Here is a 15,536-nt window from a genome sequence, read left to right on the forward strand (position 1 = left end):
TCCTGCTTTCATGCCGCTCGTCGAGCGGCGGTCGTCGTGGTCCCGCGCCGGCTGGGCCGCGCAGGGAAGGGCGTTGTTGCAGACCGGGTCAGGTCACCGGCCAGTTGTCGTCGCGGCGCTTGTAACCCTGCGAATAGTTCTCGGGCATGCCATCGGTTTCCGGCATCTCGTCCAGACGCATCAGGAAGATCGCGTGCTGGATATCCTGCTCGCTGGTGTAGACATCGTCGTTGACGAACACTGGCGGCACGCCGCGAATGCCTGACAGCCGGCCGATGCGCCATTCGGCGTCCACCTTCGTGCAGATCACGACGAGCTTGTTTTTTGGCGACGCGCCGCGCATGCGCAGCAGCACACGGCGCAGGTCATGGTGCTCATGGGTGCCGCCGGTCACGACGGTGGTGTCGCCCGGTGTCTGGCACCTGAGGACCGAAAAGCCCGCCACGCCATGCATGGACTCCGTGCATTCCTTGTGAAGCGCGATCAACTGCTCGCGTTCGGGAGTGCCTTTCTTCGGGATAGGAATCATGAGATCGACCTCATAGAAATATTTAAAGGATAACTAATCTTATTTTCAGAAAACTGGAGCAAGACATGTCGCATGCGCCATGCGTTTTTTCAGCGTCTGCGCGCTTGCTCGGCCGCTGAAATGCAAAAAAGCCCGAATGCCAGAAACACTGGCAAGTCGGGCTTTTTGGCCTTTTGCCGCCCGAGACGTCTTTGTCTCGTTCGGCATCGTTGAGTCAAACTTTGCTGCTGCTTACGCCTGATTGACATCGACGCGCGAGCTCATGCTGCAACGAAACTTCAGCAACAAATGTGCCTGTGACTGCGCGTGATGCATGTGCGCGCTGTCAGCGCTAGCCGCTAGCGGATTTCCGTACTGCTCGCGGAGATTCGGTCATCGATTTTTGCCGGCATGTTCTGCGCGACGAACGTGCGCAGCCGTGCATCGATGGTGCGTCTCGCACTGCTAACGGGCGTTTCAGTGGCGCATGGAATCGGTCCTGACGATTTCATCGGCGACGGCTTCTATCAGCGCCTGATTGTCGCGCGCCTGCGAACACAACGCACGGTACGCATCTTCTTCCGATAGTTGCTGACTCTTCATGAGGATCGACTTGGCGAGTTCGATGGTCCGCTGCTTCGACGCCTTCTCCTCAGCGCGCTGGATGTACTTTTCCAGCGACTTTTGCTTCTTGTGCTGCGCGATGGTGACAGCAATCGCGGTGAGCACGCCGAACGAGCGCACCGGCGACGGAATGACGCTGAAGGCGTTCAGCAGCATGACGGCTTCGATCACCACCGGGTTTTCATAGGTCACGACGGGAATGATGGGCGGCGCGCCTTTCTGGCCGAGCCAGGTGTGATGATATGCAGCGGTCTGCGGGTTCACCGACATGATCACCAGGTCGATCGCGTCGAGTTCGACATCGAGGTTCGGCCAGCATACATGCACCTTGCAGCCAATCCGTTTCAGGTGCCCGAGCAACTCATCCCTGTCTTGGTCGGGTGAATGCACCACCGCTATGCGCAGCGATCGTATGTCCTGCAAGGCCTGAGAAGTGGGCGGCCTGCGCGTCATGAACGGCCTCCAGCGGCACTGGGAATGCCATGTGCGAACGGGCCGCTATCGGCCGCCGTGTGTGCGATCACATACGGGTCAGCACGTACGCGTTCGGGTATCGCGCTGACAATATCGAATTGTCCGGCCGCGTTGGCCCGGCCTATTCGGGTATGAAGATAGGCGTGGTGATTCTCTTCGTCCATGCGGATGCGTCCCTGCGGCGCATCGAACTCCATGCCCGGCAAGGCGCGCAGCAGCGACACCGGATTGTCGCTGCCCACGCTGCGCATGGCATTGGCGAGCACGTGCATCTGGAAGTAGGCTGCCTCCCAGCACATATTGGTGACGGCGTCGCCGCCCATGAAGCACCGGTAATTGTCGAGGCAGGCGCGGTTCGTTGGCGTGTCGACGGACTGGAAGTACGAGGCAGATGTGAAGTGGCCTTCACCGAGGTGCGCCCCCATCGCGGCAATCTCCGCCTCGGACGTCGTCACGCTGGCGATCGGCATGGTGCGCGGATCGAGGCCGCTCTTCGCGAAGCTGCGATACAGGTGCTCAACGCCGACCCCCACCACGGTCGAGAACACGAAGTCGGGTGACAGCGCCGCGATGCGCGCAGCGATCACGCGATAGTGCTCCTCGCTAGCGTCGAGCGGCACGTAGAGCTCGTCCACCGTTTCGCCGCCGCGCTCGAACACGAAGTCCTTCATGATGCGGTTCGTTTCGTAAGGGTAGATGTAATCCGAGCCGATCATGAACACACGCGAGCCGAAGTTTTCAAGCATGTAATCGGCGAGGGGCACGCAGGTCTGGTTAGGCAGGGTACCCGTGCAAAAGACGTTGCGGCTGTACTCGAAGCCCTCATATAGCGTCGGATAGAAGAGCAATGCGTTGTGCCGCTCGACCACGGGGATCACTACCTTTCGGCCGCTAGACATGTAGCAGCCCATGATGAGTCGCACGCCTTCCTCGACAATCAACTCCTCGGCCATCGACGCATAGTTGGCCGCAACCGAGCCCGGATCGCGGACAAGCAGTTGGACTTCCCGGCCATTGATGCCGCCCGCGCGGTTAATTTCGTCGGCTGCGAAAAGGGTGGCGCTCTGCTGCGAGGATTCGATGAGACCTGTTACGCCCGTGGTCGAATACAACACGCCGATTTTCACGGGTTCATATCTGGTTGAAGACATATTGGGCTTCCTGTGACGCCGATGCGTTTTCTTATTGCGGTCCGTTCGCCCAGACTTGTGCGCATTAGCCACGCTGCGCACAGCCGCCGTGCATTCTTGCCACAAATTGGCGTGTTGGACGCACGCCTGGGCGGACATCGTAAGGCTCGCTGAGATTGCCGCATCGTCGTTGAATCAAATATATAAGGCGAGCCAAGGCGGTCGACGGATTCCGGCGATGACGCGAGTAATTTGGCACGGACCTTGCTCACTAACGCTCGTGATCTGGAGCAGCGCGCCAGTCCTGCAGAACGATCATAGTGAATTCCGCCGCGTGTGACAAAGGTGTCATATACGGTAAAGGCCAAAAAGCCCGACAGCTAAGTCATCCTTAGTTGCGGGCTTTTTTTTGTCTACTACTTTCTCGATGAAGGCACCATGACGAATTCTCGACGCGACTTTTTGAAAACAGCCGCTGCCGCAGCGGCCGCCAGTACGCTCCCGGGTTCCCTCATGCTGGGCTCGCGCGCGGCAGACGCTGCGGACCCGATCAAGGTCGGCATTCTGCATTCGCTGACCGGTACGATTGCGATTGCGGAAGCGCACGTAGTCGATGCGGAAAAACTCGCGATCGAGGAGATCAACGCGGCCGGCGGCGTGATGGGGCGGCCCATCACGCCGATCGTGGAAGATGGCGCGAGCGACTGGCCCACCTTTGCCGAAAAAGCGCAAAAGCTCGTGGAAAGCGACAAGGTGGCGGCGGTGTTCGGCTGCTACACGTCGGCGTCGCGCAAGGCTGTGCTTCCGGTATTCGAGCGCTACAACGGGCTGCTTTACTATCCGACTTACTACGAAGGGCTGGAGATGTCGAAGAACATCATGTACACCGGCCAGGAAGCGACGCAGCAGACCATTCCCGCCGTGAACTGGCTCGCCAGGAACAAAGGCAAGAAGTTCTACCTGATCGGCTCCGACTACATCTGGCCGCGTACCACCAACCGGATCGCGAAAGCTGCAATTGCAAAGGCGGGTGGCACTGTGCTTGGCGAGGACTACTTTCCGCTGGGCGCGACGGAGTTCTCGTCGGTGATCAACAAGATCAAGGCGGCCAAGCCCGACGTGATTCTCTCTACCATCGTCGGGGGATCGAATGTTGCGTTTTACAAGCAACTCAACTCCGTGGGGATGACTGGCAAGAACCAGGCAATCATGGCGCTGGCGGTGACCGAGGAGGAGGCGATCGGCATCGGCAAGGACAACCTGGTGGGCGTGTACTCGTGCATGGGCTATTTCCAGAGCGAAAAGAACCCGCAGAATGAGAAATTCGTGACGGCGTTCAAGACAAAGTATGGGCAGGATCGCGTGCTGGGCGACACGCTTGAGGCCGCCTATACCGCGGTCTACCTGTGGAAGCTCGCAGTCGAGAAATCGAAGAGCACCGATGTCGCCAAGGTGGTCGCCGCTTCATCGGGACTCGCCTGGAGTGCTCCCGAAGGAGACGTGCGCTTTCACGTCAGCAATCACCACTTGTGGAAGCATTCACTGATCGGGATGTTCAGGCCGGACGGACAGGTCGACATCATCTACGAGTCGCCGCTGATCGAGCCGAACCCTTTCCCGAAGCTCGGGTAAAGCGCTTCACAAAAGGTATTGAGCGGCGCGCGTCCGGCGCGTGCCCGCGACGCCCACTTACAAGGTCGCCACCATGTCTCTCGATGTCTTCCTCGTCCAGGTGTTCAACGGCCTGTCCCTGTTCACTGTGCTCGCGCTCATGGCGGTGGGCCTCGCAATCGTCTTCGGCCTGATGGGCGTTATCAACATGGCGCACGGTGAACTCATGGCGCTCGGCGCATACATGACGTACCTGACGTCGATCGTTTTCCAGCGTTTTTTCCCCGTGCTGATGGGCGCCTATTTTCTTGTGGGGATACTGGTGGCGTTCGCTGTCACGGCGGCGGTCGGCTTCGTGCTCGAGCGCGTGATGATCCGGCGGCTCTACCATCGTCCTCTCGACACCATGCTCGCGACATGGGGCCTCTCGCTGGTGCTCCAGCAGGTCTACCGGCAGATCTTCGGACCCATCGACGTTAGCGTGCCGACCGTCTCGTGGCTGAAGGGCGCGTGGAACGTCACACCGAATATCGGTCTGCCGCTCAGCCGCATTTTCATCCTGTTCCTTACCCTGGCGGTGGCGCTCGCGGTCTACCTGTTCCTGTTTCGCAGTCGCTGGGGGTTGCGTATCCGCTCGGTCATGCAGAATCGCGCGATGGCGGGCGCTGCCGGCATCGACACGGAGCGTGTGGACGCCGTGACTTTCGCGGTGGGGTGCGGCCTTGCCGGCATCGCAGGCAGTGCGCTCACGATGCTGGCCTCCACCGGGCCGGTGACGGGACAGCAGTACATCGTCGACACGTTCATCGTCGTGGTGTTCGGCGGCATCGAGAGTCTGCTCGGCACGTTCCTCTCGGCGTTTGCGATTGGCCAGCTTCAGTCGATGTTCGAACTTCTGTTGAGCGGATCGATGGCCAAGGCGACCATTCTTTTGCTCGTGATTGTGGCGCTGTACTTCCGGCCGCAAGGATTGTTCGCTCTCAAAGTAAGGCGTTGAGTGAATCAGGTGCCGCGACAGGTTCTGTGACTTTGAAAGGTCACAGCAAACTGTTTTCAATCTGCTGCGTGCGACGAACGATGGCCTTCGTATTTCACCATCACTTTGGCGGCCGCCTTCCTGGCGATTCTGGGCAGCGTTGGGCGGTCAGCATTAAATCGACCATATGTACCGAGTGCGACATGACACATGATCCGTCAAATATGCGTGCAGATTCAGAACGCGGAGTCGGCATCGATCTCGCGAATCTCACCGTAGAAGCAGTACAGGAAGGTTTCGCAAGCGGACGCTTTAGCGCTGAGTCGCTCGCGAAAGCGTGTTTCGAACAGATCGAAGCGCACAACGGGAAATACAACGCCCTCATTTTTCTGAACCCGGCAGCACTCGATGATGCGCGTGATATTGACCGGCGCCGCTCAGCCGGTGAATCACTGGGGCCGCTGGCAGGCGTCCCGGTCGTCATCAAGGATCCGATGGACATGGTTGGTTTTCCAACGACGGCCGGCTGGTCGCTGCTTTACAGCAAGACCGGCGGCGTCGATCTGATGCCGGCGAAAGACGCGCCGGTCGTGGCGCGCATGCGCGCCGCGGGCGCGATCTTGCTCGGCAAGACCAATGTGCCCGTGTTGAGCCACTCCGGCACGCATGCGAACGACAGTTGGGCCGGTCCGACACTGAATGTCGTGATGCCGGATCGTGTGCCGGGCGCAAGCAGTGCAGGCACGGCGGCCGCCGTTGCATCGGCGATGGCGGTATTGGGACTCGCCGAAGAAACAGGTGGGTCCATCCAGAACCCTGCGTCGTCGCAAGACCTCGTTGGCATCAAGCCGACGATCGGACTTGTGCCAAATGCGGGCGTGGTGCCGCTGTCCGGTAATCGCGATGTGGTCGGCCCGATTGCGCGAACCGTGCGCGACGCGGCGCTGTGCCTCGATGTGCTTGCTGGATACTCATCGGAAGATCCGAAGACGCTGGCTTCGGTCGGACATCAACCGGAGGGCGGCTATACCGCGTCGCTGAGCGTCGACGCATTGAAAGGAAAGCGGATCGGTCTGTACGGACCGGGCTGGCGTGCGCAGCCGCTATCGGATGAAGCGGCGCAACTCTACGAACGCGCGAAGCACGAGTTGCAATCGGCGGGCGCAATTATCGTCGACGACCCGTTCGCCGGAACGTCGTTCGCTTCACTTCGCAAGCCGACACCGCCGCTCGCCAATTTCGACGCGCGCGGCATCGAGTCGATTCCCTACGACGTTCACCAATACTTGCAGCGCTTGGGTCCCGATTCCCCGTTGAAGACGTTCGACGACTTCGCGAGGGCCACCGCTTCGCAAGATGCGTTCGGTCCGAAGGGCGTGCTCAGTTTCATGCGCAACTTGCCGCAATTCGCTGCGGCACTCGAGACTCCAGCAACGCCGCCGGACATCTCCGAGTTCATCGAACTCAAGGCGCAGTATCTGCGCATCTTCGACGCAGTGATGAACGCACAGCAACTCGACGCGTTGGCGTTTCCGCAAATGCGTTGCGAACTGCCGCCACTTCATGGGAAGGAAACGATCCAGGAAACAACGGTTGGAGAAATCAACATCGCGGGATTGCCCGGCGTGACGGTCCCGGCGGGTTACTACGCGTCGGGTTCGCCGTTCGGGATTATCTTCGTTGGCCGTCAATGGGACGAAGCGACGCTTATCGCGATGGCCTATGCTTATGAACAGGCAACGCACCATCGTAAAGTGCCGGCGCTCTTGACGGATGTTCCAGCGCGCATCAATACGCTTGCGAGAAAGGGAAAGCGTTTTTAGGCGTATGTTAAATAATTTCGCGCCGGCGCCCTGAATAGCGCAGAGCAAGGCTGTGGACAGCCGTGACAGGACAGACAAGATCGACAAGCATCGGCAGCAGATTGAAGAAAGCGTTCAGCAGTACCTCGACGCGATTGGAACCGCAGACTGAACCTGTCCGACGAGTTTCAACGTGAAGAGCCTAAAGCACTCATTGCCGAAAAGATATCGGCGATCGGCGCAACGCTTGCGCGCATTCGCCGTGTTCCAACGTATGAGGGAAGCTGCTTGCTCTCAGCGGCTGATTTTTTCAAGGCCGCGGCCCTCGCGGTAAGCCGAATATTTGCGGCGCTTGGGGCGTCTGAACGCACGTCAGATAACGGACGCTGGACACTGCCCTCTCGAGACGAAACCTCCGCCGCACCCTGCCTGAACGTACCCTTGCCGCTCGCTGCAGCAGGTTCGGCGACTACCGTTCCTGGCCCACCACGTCTACACCATCGCTTTGCGCGCCCAGTTGGCGCCAGCGCAATATATTATGGTATTCCATAATATTGAAAAGCTTGATCTGTTGGCTTGGGTGGAATACCGTAATACCAACCGCTGCATCCCAGCGGTCGATACGGAGCGACGGCGTCCTTCGAGGACGCGCCGGTCGCGGCAGGACCGACTCCCAGCTTTCTGCATACAGGTCGATCATGAAATTTTCGCTGTTTGTTCATATGGAGCGTTACGACGCTGCGACGCCGCATCGGCAACTTTTCGACGAGCTGACCGAACTCGTCCAGGTCGCAGAGAAGGGTGGTTTTGAAACCGCCTGGATCGGCGAGCATCACGCGATGGAATTCACGATCGCGCCCAATCCCTTCATCAACCTTTCGTATCTGGCGGCACGCACCGAGCGGATTCGCCTCGGCACGGGCACGGTGATCGCTCCGTTCTGGCATCCGATCCGCCTGGCGGGCGAGGCCGGCATGGTCGACGTCGCGAGCAACGGGCGGCTCGATCTGGGCATCGCGCGCGGGGCGTACTCGTTCGAATATGAACGTCTGTTGCCCGGTCTCGATGCGTTCGGCGCCGGCGCCAGAATGCGTGACCTGGTTCCTGCCTTGCGCCAGTTGTTCAAGGGCGATTACGCGCACCAGGGCGAGTTCTGGTCGTGGCCGTCCACCACGCCGGTGCCGCGTCCGATTCAGCTGCCCCATCCGCCGATGTGGCTCGCCGCTCGCGATCCGAACTCGCATGAATTTGCGGTGCGCAATGGCTGCAATGTGCAGGTGACCTCGCTGGCCGCGGGCGACGGCGAAGTCGTCAGTCTGATGGAACGCTTTAACGCAGCATGCAAGGCGAACCCCGATATTCCGCGGCCGCAGATCATGATGCTGATGCATACCTTCGTCGGTGCGGACGCCGCCGAAGTCGACACGGCCGTCGAAGACCTGTCGCGCTTCTACTGCTACTTCAGCAAGTGGTTCAAGAACGAGCGTCCAGTCACGCAGGGCTTCATCGAACCGCTGACCGACGCCGACATCGCGTCGTTCCCGCAATACGCGCCGGAGCAGATTCGCAAGAATCTCGTGATCGGCCAGCCGGGCGCCGTGATCGACCGTCTCAAACAGTATGAGGAACTCGGTTTCGATCAATACAGCTTCTGGGTTGACAGCAATATGAGCTTCGAGCGCAAGCGCCGCTCGCTCGAACGCTTCATCTCCGATGTGATGCCCGCCTTCGCCGCGCACGGCTGATTGCCGTTCATCCTTGAATCGACGTTCTGCACTCAGGAGCAGAAGTTATGTTGAAGTCGTTCCAGCATTACATCGACGGTGAGTTCAGCGACGCGGCCGCAACCTTCGATAGCGTGAATCCCGCGACCGGCGCCGCATGGGCGACGATGCCCGCGGCCAGCGTGGCGGACGTGGACCGTGCGGTGCAAGCCGCGGACCGCGCCTTGTTCGCGCCGGAGTGGGCGGGCCTGACGGCCAGCCAGCGCGGCAAGCTGTTGTACAGGCTCGCGGACCTCGTTGCGGCGAACGCGCTGGAGCTCGCGCAACTCGAGACGGCAGACACCGGCAAGATCATCCGCGAGACACGCAGCCAGATCGGCTACGTGGCCGAGTACTACCGCTATTACGCGGGCGTCGCCGACAAGATCCAGGGCGCCTGCCTGTCCGTCGACAAACCCGACATGGACGTCTTCCTCCGGCGCGAACCGGTCGGCGTGGTCGCCGGCATCGTGCCGTGGAATTCGCAACTATTTCTCTCGGCCGTGAAGATCGGGCCGGCGCTCGCCGCCGGCTGCACGATCGTACTGAAGGCGTCCGAGGAAGGCCCCGCGCCGCTGCTCGCCTTCGCCAGGCTCGTGCACGAGGCCGGTTTTCCGGCGGGCGTCGTCAACATCCTGACCGGTTTCGGCGCGGATTGCGGCCGCGCGCTGACGAGCCACCCGCTCGTGTCGAAGATCGCGTTCACAGGCGGCCCCGACACCGCGCGGCAGATCGTGCGCAACTCCGCCGAGAACCTTGCGGCGACGTCGCTGGAACTGGGCGGCAAATCGCCGGTGCTCGTTTTCGACGACGCCGATTTGGACAGCGTCAGCCACGCGGTGATCGCGGGCATCTTCGCCGCGACGGGGCAGAGCTGCGTGGCGGGCTCGCGATTGCTCGTGCAGCGCGGCATCCGTGACCGGCTACTCGCACGGCTAGTCGAAAAAGCGCGCGCAATCAGGATCGGCGATCCGCAGGACGTGGATACCGAAATGGGACCGCTCGCGACGCGCAGGCAACGCGATCACATCGAAGCAGTGCTCGGTGCCAGTCTCAAGGCGGGCGCCATGCTTTTGACGGGCGGTGGCCGTCCCGCAGGACACGGCGACGGTTTCTTCTTCGAACCGACCATCGTCGATTGCCCGTCGTCCACGGTGCCGAGCGTTGCGCAGGAGTTGTTCGGACCGGTCCTGAGCGTGATGTCCTTCGACACAGAGGCCGAAGCGCTCGCGCTCGCCAACGACACGAAGTATGGCCTCGCGTCGGGTGTGTTCACTCGCGATCTGACGCGCGCGCATCGGCTCACGCGGCAGTTGCGTGCGGGGATCGTCTGGGTCAACACCTATCGCGCCGTGTCTCCGATCGTGCCGTTCGGCGGCTATGGACTGAGCGGCCTCGGGCGTGAGGGTGGCCTCGATGCGGTACTCGATTACACGCGCACCAAATCCGTCTGGATTCGCACGTCGGACGACCCGATCGCGGACCCGTTCGTCATGCGCTAAGGAAACCTATATGTACTACGAAATCCGCACGTACAAGATCAGGACAGGCGCAGTGCGCGCGTATCTGAAGCTGGTCGAGGAAGAAGGCATCGAGCTGCAGAAGCGCTATCTGGGTGAACTCGTCGGCTACTTCTTCTCGGAGATCGGACCGCTGAACCAGATCATCCACATGTGGGCGTATCCGAGTCTCGACGAGCGCGAAGCGCGCCGTCAACGGCTCGCCGAAGATCCCGCATGGCAGGCCTTCACACCGAAGATTCAGGCGCTGATGGAAACCATGGAAAGCAAGATCATGAAGCCCGCCGCGTTTTCGCCGCTGAAGTAAGAACCGCATTCGCAACCCGTCCTCTCGAAGCCAGCCGTATCCTTTCAAGGAGCAGTCATGAAGCAAGCGCTACGTATGCCCGCGCGGGCGCGCGCAGTGGCTTTCACGGTGGCCACCACCGTGGCCGCCGCGTCAGCCGTGTTGATCCATACGCCGGTGTCCGCGGCCGCCGCGCCGATCGTATTCGCCAGTTGGGGCGGAACGACCCAGTCGGCTCAGCAGAAGGATTGGGCGCAGCCGTTCACGCAGGCGTCGGGCATTCAGGTCCTGATGGACGGCCCGACCGATTACGGCAAGCTCAAGGCGATGGTCGACAGCGGCAACGTGCAGTGGGACGTGGTCGACGTCGAAGGCGATTTCGCGTATGCGGCGCTTCGTGACGGCCTCGTCGAGCCGATCGACTATTCGGTGGTGAACAAGGCGCAACTTGACCCGCGCTTCATGTCGCCGGGCGCAGTGGGCAGTTTTTACTATTCGTTCGTGCTCGGCTACAACAAGGCGGCGTACAGGAGCGGCGCGCCGGCGAACTACGCCGATCTGTTCGACACCAGGCGTTTTCCTGGCAAGCGCACGCTCTACAAGTGGTCCGCGCCCGGCGTGCTTGAAGTCGCTTTGCTAGCCGATGGCGTCGCGCCCGACAAGCTCTACCCGCTCGATCTCGATCGCGCCTTCAAAAAGCTCGACACGATCAAGAGCCAGATTGTCTGGTGGAGCGGCGGCGCGCAGTCGCAGCAGCTGATGGCATCCGGCGAAGCGCCGATCGGCGTGTTCTGGAACGGCCGGCTGCATGCGTTGCAGCAGACCGGCGTGGACGTGGGCGTGTCGTGGAATCAGAACCTGACCGCGGCCGACATGCTGGTGGTGCCGAAGGGTACGAAACATAAAGCCGAGGCGATGAAGTTCCTTGCCAGCGCAACCGCGCCGCAGGCTCAGGCGAATTTTGCCGCTGCAACCGGTTATGCGCCCGTCAATCTGAAATCCGCCGCGCTCCTGCCGCCGGATGTCGCGAAGACGCAGCCGGATCAATACAAGGCGACGCAGATCAATCTCGACATGAAGTACTGGGCCGATCACCGCGATGAAATCGCGAAGCGCTGGTACGCGTGGCAATCGAAGTAAAGCGCCGACCGGACGAACCCAGCGAAGGAGTCATCATGTCGAATGCAGTCAGTACTATCGCGGAGCCGCCGGTCGTGGCGCCGAAGATGACCGTCGGTTTCAGGAAGATCCGGCTGGTCGCGCCGGCGCTGTTGCTGCTGGTCGTGTTTTTCCTGTTGCCGGTGCTCTCACTGCTGCTGCGCAGCGTGCTGGAGCCGACGCCCGGCCTTCAGAACTACGCGCAGCTATTCGGCTCGACTACCTATCTGCGCGTGTTCGGCAATACGTTTTTCGTCGCCTCGGTGGTGACCGCCGTGACCGTCGTGATCGGCATCCCGACCGCATGGTTGCTCGCAATCGCGCCGCGCTGGATCGGCAAGCTGGTGTTCGCGATCCTGCTGCTGTCGATGTGGACCAATCTGCTCGCGCGCACCTTCGCATGGATGGTGTTGCTGCAACAGACCGGTCCGATCAACCGCCTGCTGATGTGGCTCGGCGTCATCCATGAGCCGCTCACGCTCGTGAACAACCTCACTGGCGTGACGATCGGCATGACTTACATCATGTTGCCGTTTCTCGTGATGCCACTGCACGCCACCTTGCGCGCGATCGATCCGACCACGCTGCGCGCTGCCGCAATCTGCGGCGCGAGCCGCTGGCAGGCATTCTGGCGCGTGCTCGTGCCGCTCGCGATGCCAGGCATTGCCAGTGGCGCGTTGATGGTGTTCGTGATGGCGCTCGGCTACTTCGTCACACCCGCGCTGCTGGGTGGCCCGGAATACATGATGCTCGCCGAACTGATCGCGCAACTCGTCCAGCAATTGTTGAACTGGGGGCTGGCGGGTGCGGCCGCGTTCGTGCTGCTGCTCGTCACGTTGTCGCTGTACGCGGTACAGCTTCGCTTCTCGGGCCGCGCCGCGAGCGCCACAGGAGTTCACTGACATGCTGCTCGATTTCGATCGTCTTGGTCCCTTGCGCTGGATGCTGCTGAGCGTGGGTGGCGCGGTGTCGCTGTTCCTGCTGCTGCCGGTGCTGTTCATCGTCGCGCTGTCGTTCGGCGATTCGCAATGGCTGATGTTTCCGCCGCCCGGTTGGACGCTGCAGTGGTACAGCACGCTGTTCTCCGATCCGGGCTGGTTCGACTCGCTGCTCACGAGCGTCGAACTGGGACTCGTCGTGATGGTGTTGTCGGTGGTGCTGGGCCTGCTGGCGTCGCTGGCGCTGACACGCGGCAATTTTCGCGGACGCGCGTTGCTGAAGGCGTTTTTCCTCACGCCGATGGTGCTGCCGGTCGTCGTGCTTGCCGTCGCGCTGTACGGGTTTTTCCTTCGCATCGGTTTGACGGGCACGCTGGTCGGTTTCGTGATCGGGCATCTGATCATCGCGCTGCCGTTTTCGATCATCGCGATCAGCAATTCGCTCGAGAGCTTCGACACGTCGCTCGAAGATGCCGCGCTGATTTGCGGTGCCGGTCCGTTCGAAGTGAAATGGCGGGTCACGTTGCCGGCTATCCGGCTTGGCCTGTTTGCCGCGGCGATCTTCTCGTTTCTTGCGTCGTGGGACGAAGTCGTGGTCTCGATCTTCATGGCAAGTCCGACTCTACAGACGCTGCCCGTGCGCATCTGGAGCACGCTGCGGCAAGATCTGACGCCGGTGATTGCCGCCGCGTCGTCTCTGCTGGTTGGACTGACCGTTGTCCTGATGTTGCTGGGGCTTGTACTCAAGAGAGGTAAATCGTGAACTCACCGTTTTTGCAGATTCAGCGCCTTCGCAAGACCTACGATCAGGTCGTCGCCATCGATCAGGTGTCGCTCGACGTCAACAAGGGCGAGTTCATGACTTTTCTCGGGCCGTCCGGCTCCGGCAAGAGCACGACGTTATATATCGTCGCCGGTTTTCAGTCGCCCACTGACGGCCGCGTGTTGCTCGACGGCAAGCCGCTACTGTCCGTCGCGCCGAATCGCCGCAATATCGGCATGGTGTTTCAGCGCTATACCTTGTTTCCGCATCTGACGGTCGGCGAGAACGTCGCGTTTCCGTTGCGCGTGCGGCGCTGGCCTGAAGCCAAAGTGCGGGCAAAAGTCGATGAAATGCTCAAGCTCGTGCACCTGGGCGATTGCCGCGACCGGATGCCCGGCATGTTGTCGGGCGGCATGCAGCAGCGCGTCGCGATTGCGCGTGCGCTTGCCTACGATCCGCCAGTCCTGCTGATGGACGAGCCGCTGTCCGCACTCGACAAGAAGCTGCGTGAAGAATTGCAGACCGAACTGCGCCGGATTCATCAGCAAACCGGTGTCACGATCCTGTATGTGACGCATGATCAGGAGGAGGCGTTGCGCCTGTCCGACCGGATCGCGGTGTTCAACAAAGGACGCATTGAGCAGGTCGGCACGGGCGAGGACCTTTACCGGAAGCCGGCGTCGCGCTTCGTGGCGAGCTTCATCGGCAATTCGAACTTTCTGCCGGTCACGCTGGCCGGCGGCCACGCGGACTCGCATGCGGTGTTCCCGAACGGCAAACCGGTGCCGATTGCGGGCTGCGACCATACGCTCAACGCCGGCGACGGCGGCGCGCTGATGCTGCGGCCCGAACAGATCCGTATTCGCGCGCAGGCGCCGCAGGTTGCGAACGACGGCTTGCCGGTCGTCGTGCGCGACATCACGTACCTGGGCGACACGATGCACTATTCGGTGGCGACACCGTGGCAGCAGGAGATCGCGATACGCACCGCAGCGGGCACGCATGAAGCGGCGCTCGCGGTGGGCGCACAGGCCTGGCTCGACTGGGACCGGTCTCACGCGCAAGTGTTTCCCGCATGACGCACGGCACCGCGGTTCGCCGCCGACGGCTGTGCGATACTTTGGTATTCCAAGAACCAACCGGCCCAGGGATATTGCCTGGGAAGCTCGCCATGATCGAACAGATGCGCGTTGACCGCAGTGCACCAACCCTTCGCGAACTCACGCTCGAGAAGCTGCGCGAGGCCATTTCGCAGGGCTTTTATCGTCCCGGCGACCGGTTGATCGAGCGGACGTTGTGCGATCAGTTGGGCGTGAGCCGGACCGTGGTGCGCGAAGTGCTGCGCCATCTGGAAACGGAAGGGCTGGTAGAGACGGTCGCGCATTCGGGCCCGATCGTCGCGCGACTCGACCCGGAACAGGTGCAGGAAATCTACGAGATTCGGGCGTTGCTTGAGTCAGAAGCGGCCCGGGCCTGCGCCGAGCTTGCGACGCCCGCGCTCGTGAAGCAACTGCGCGAACTGCGTAAGGAAATCGAAGACGCGTTCGACAAGTCCGACTTCCGCCGCGTTTTGACCTACACCGAACGCTTCTACGAAGCGATGTTCGCGGGCGGCCACAAGCTGATGATGCATCAGGTGGTCAAGTCGCTGAATGGCCGCATCAACCAGCTGCGTTCGGTGACGATTTCTTCGCCGGGGCGCGGCACTGATTCGAATCGCGAAATGAACAAGCTGCTGGCTGCGATTGCGAAGAAAGATGGCGATGCGGCCGCTGCGGCATCGCTCGAGCATGTGCGGCGCACCGCGGCGATCGCCATGACCACGCTTGCCGAGCAGGTCACGGATCAGAGCGAAAGCGCCTGAATACGTCGGTTCGTCCTCCAGAAAAACCGTCGCTCGCGACGGTTTTTTTTCGCCTGTACTTCGCAGGAAGTCTCGTAAACCCGTCATCGGGATGAAAGGCCTTGCATGCGCTAATATGG

The 15,536-nt window shown here is 61.2% G+C and carries 15 protein-coding genes; 11 read left to right on the forward strand and 4 right to left on the reverse strand.

Annotation, left to right across the window (positions count from 1 at the left end; translation table 11 throughout):
* Positions 1-88 precede the first annotated feature (88 nt).
* The 3 genes from OKW41_RS22035 to OKW41_RS22045 all read right to left on the reverse strand — a co-directional run bounded on the left by OKW41_RS22035 (position 89) and on the right by OKW41_RS22045 (position 2,757).
* A complete protein-coding gene (locus OKW41_RS22035; RefSeq protein WP_429447816.1) occupies positions 89-529 on the reverse strand; it encodes a hypothetical protein in 441 nt (146 codons plus the stop codon).
* A 456-nt stretch (positions 530-985) separates the two neighbouring features.
* Positions 986-1,585: an ANTAR domain-containing response regulator gene (locus tag OKW41_RS22040; RefSeq protein WP_429447813.1), complete on the reverse strand. Its 600-nt coding sequence runs from the start codon at positions 1,583-1,585 to the stop codon at positions 986-988.
* Positions 1,582-2,757 (reverse strand): transporter substrate-binding domain-containing protein, encoded by a 1,176-nt coding sequence (locus tag OKW41_RS22045; RefSeq protein ID WP_429573948.1) that lies wholly within the window; start codon positions 2,755-2,757, stop codon positions 1,582-1,584. The genes OKW41_RS22040 and OKW41_RS22045 overlap by 4 nt, the downstream gene beginning before the upstream one ends.
* Before the next feature lie 417 nt (positions 2,758-3,174).
* On the opposite strand from OKW41_RS22045, the gene urtA reads away from it, so the two are divergent.
* The 3 genes from urtA to OKW41_RS22060 all read left to right on the forward strand — a co-directional run bounded on the left by urtA (position 3,175) and on the right by OKW41_RS22060 (position 7,146).
* A complete protein-coding gene (gene urtA / locus OKW41_RS22050; RefSeq protein ID WP_429447809.1) occupies positions 3,175-4,368 on the forward strand; it encodes an urea ABC transporter substrate-binding protein in 1,194 nt (397 codons plus the stop codon).
* 73 nt (positions 4,369-4,441) lie between these two features.
* Entirely contained in the window at positions 4,442-5,344 is a 903-nt protein-coding gene (gene urtB / locus OKW41_RS22055) for an urea ABC transporter permease subunit UrtB (protein ID WP_429448786.1), read from the forward strand.
* 203 nt (positions 5,345-5,547) lie between these two features.
* Complete coding sequence (locus tag OKW41_RS22060) at positions 5,548-7,146, forward strand: amidase (protein WP_429573949.1); 1,599 nt, start codon at positions 5,548-5,550, stop codon at positions 7,144-7,146.
* 448 nt (positions 7,147-7,594) lie between these two features.
* On the opposite strand, the gene OKW41_RS22065 is transcribed toward OKW41_RS22060, so the two are convergent.
* Positions 7,595-7,825 carry a hypothetical protein gene (locus tag OKW41_RS22065; protein WP_429447805.1) on the reverse strand — a complete coding sequence of 77 codons (231 nt, stop codon included), beginning with the start codon at positions 7,823-7,825 and terminating at the stop codon, positions 7,595-7,597.
* Between OKW41_RS22065 and OKW41_RS22070 the strand changes: the two genes are divergently transcribed.
* The 8 genes from OKW41_RS22070 (at position 7,824) to OKW41_RS22105 (ending at position 15,417) form a co-directional block, all read left to right on the forward strand.
* Positions 7,824-8,870: an LLM class flavin-dependent oxidoreductase gene (locus tag OKW41_RS22070; protein WP_429447803.1), complete on the forward strand. Its 1,047-nt coding sequence runs from the start codon at positions 7,824-7,826 to the stop codon at positions 8,868-8,870. The genes OKW41_RS22065 and OKW41_RS22070 overlap by 2 nt on opposite strands.
* A gap of 47 nt (positions 8,871-8,917) precedes the next feature.
* Positions 8,918-10,390 carry an aldehyde dehydrogenase gene (locus OKW41_RS22075; protein WP_429573950.1) on the forward strand — a complete coding sequence of 491 codons (1,473 nt, stop codon included), beginning with the start codon at positions 8,918-8,920 and terminating at the stop codon, positions 10,388-10,390.
* Between the two features lie 10 nt (positions 10,391-10,400).
* Positions 10,401-10,715 (forward strand): NIPSNAP family protein, encoded by a 315-nt coding sequence (locus OKW41_RS22080; protein ID WP_429447801.1) that lies wholly within the window; start codon positions 10,401-10,403, stop codon positions 10,713-10,715.
* A 75-nt stretch (positions 10,716-10,790) separates the two neighbouring features.
* Entirely contained in the window at positions 10,791-11,834 is a 1,044-nt protein-coding gene (locus tag OKW41_RS22085; RefSeq protein ID WP_429574358.1) for an ABC transporter substrate-binding protein, read from the forward strand.
* Positions 11,835-11,920: 86 nt separating this feature from the next.
* On the forward strand, positions 11,921-12,754 hold the full coding sequence (locus OKW41_RS22090; RefSeq protein ID WP_429574359.1) for an ABC transporter permease: 834 nt from the start codon (positions 11,921-11,923) through the stop codon (positions 12,752-12,754).
* A 1-nt stretch (position 12,755) separates the two neighbouring features.
* A complete protein-coding gene (locus OKW41_RS22095) occupies positions 12,756-13,553 on the forward strand; it encodes an ABC transporter permease (RefSeq protein WP_429447799.1) in 798 nt (265 codons plus the stop codon).
* A complete protein-coding gene (locus tag OKW41_RS22100; RefSeq protein ID WP_429447798.1) occupies positions 13,550-14,632 on the forward strand; it encodes an ABC transporter ATP-binding protein in 1,083 nt (360 codons plus the stop codon). Before OKW41_RS22095 ends, OKW41_RS22100 begins: the two co-directional genes overlap by 4 nt.
* Positions 14,633-14,724: 92 nt before the next feature.
* Entirely contained in the window at positions 14,725-15,417 is a 693-nt protein-coding gene (locus OKW41_RS22105) for a GntR family transcriptional regulator (protein ID WP_429447796.1), read from the forward strand.
* Positions 15,418-15,536 lie beyond the last annotated feature (119 nt).

Origin of the sequence: Paraburkholderia sp. UCT70 (genome assembly GCF_050434085.1) — a bacterium.
Classification (GTDB): Bacteria; Pseudomonadota; Gammaproteobacteria; order Burkholderiales; family Burkholderiaceae; genus Paraburkholderia; species Paraburkholderia tuberum.

What these genes read in the sequence shown, in the direction of transcription:
- OKW41_RS22035 (WP_429447816.1), bottom strand. Translation starts at nt 529, where the DNA reads ATGATTCCTATCCCGAAGAAAGGCACTCCCGAACGCGAGCAGTTGATC.
- OKW41_RS22040 (WP_429447813.1), bottom strand. Translation starts at nt 1,585, where the DNA reads ATGACGCGCAGGCCGCCCACTTCTCAGGCCTTGCAGGACATACGATCG.
- OKW41_RS22045 (WP_429573948.1), bottom strand. Translation starts at nt 2,757, where the DNA reads ATGTCTTCAACCAGATATGAACCCGTGAAAATCGGCGTGTTGTATTCG.
- urtA (WP_429447809.1), top strand. Translation starts at nt 3,175, where the DNA reads ATGACGAATTCTCGACGCGACTTTTTGAAAACAGCCGCTGCCGCAGCG.
- urtB (WP_429448786.1), top strand. Translation starts at nt 4,442, where the DNA reads ATGTCTCTCGATGTCTTCCTCGTCCAGGTGTTCAACGGCCTGTCCCTG.
- OKW41_RS22060 (WP_429573949.1), top strand. Translation starts at nt 5,548, where the DNA reads ATGCGTGCAGATTCAGAACGCGGAGTCGGCATCGATCTCGCGAATCTC.
- OKW41_RS22070 (WP_429447803.1), top strand. Translation starts at nt 7,824, where the DNA reads ATGAAATTTTCGCTGTTTGTTCATATGGAGCGTTACGACGCTGCGACG.
- OKW41_RS22065 (WP_429447805.1), bottom strand. Translation starts at nt 7,825, where the DNA reads ATGATCGACCTGTATGCAGAAAGCTGGGAGTCGGTCCTGCCGCGACCG.
- OKW41_RS22075 (WP_429573950.1), top strand. Translation starts at nt 8,918, where the DNA reads ATGTTGAAGTCGTTCCAGCATTACATCGACGGTGAGTTCAGCGACGCG.
- OKW41_RS22080 (WP_429447801.1), top strand. Translation starts at nt 10,401, where the DNA reads ATGTACTACGAAATCCGCACGTACAAGATCAGGACAGGCGCAGTGCGC.
- OKW41_RS22085 (WP_429574358.1), top strand. Translation starts at nt 10,791, where the DNA reads ATGCCCGCGCGGGCGCGCGCAGTGGCTTTCACGGTGGCCACCACCGTG.
- OKW41_RS22090 (WP_429574359.1), top strand. Translation starts at nt 11,921, where the DNA reads ATGACCGTCGGTTTCAGGAAGATCCGGCTGGTCGCGCCGGCGCTGTTG.
- OKW41_RS22095 (WP_429447799.1), top strand. Translation starts at nt 12,756, where the DNA reads ATGCTGCTCGATTTCGATCGTCTTGGTCCCTTGCGCTGGATGCTGCTG.
- OKW41_RS22105 (WP_429447796.1), top strand. Translation starts at nt 14,725, where the DNA reads ATGATCGAACAGATGCGCGTTGACCGCAGTGCACCAACCCTTCGCGAA.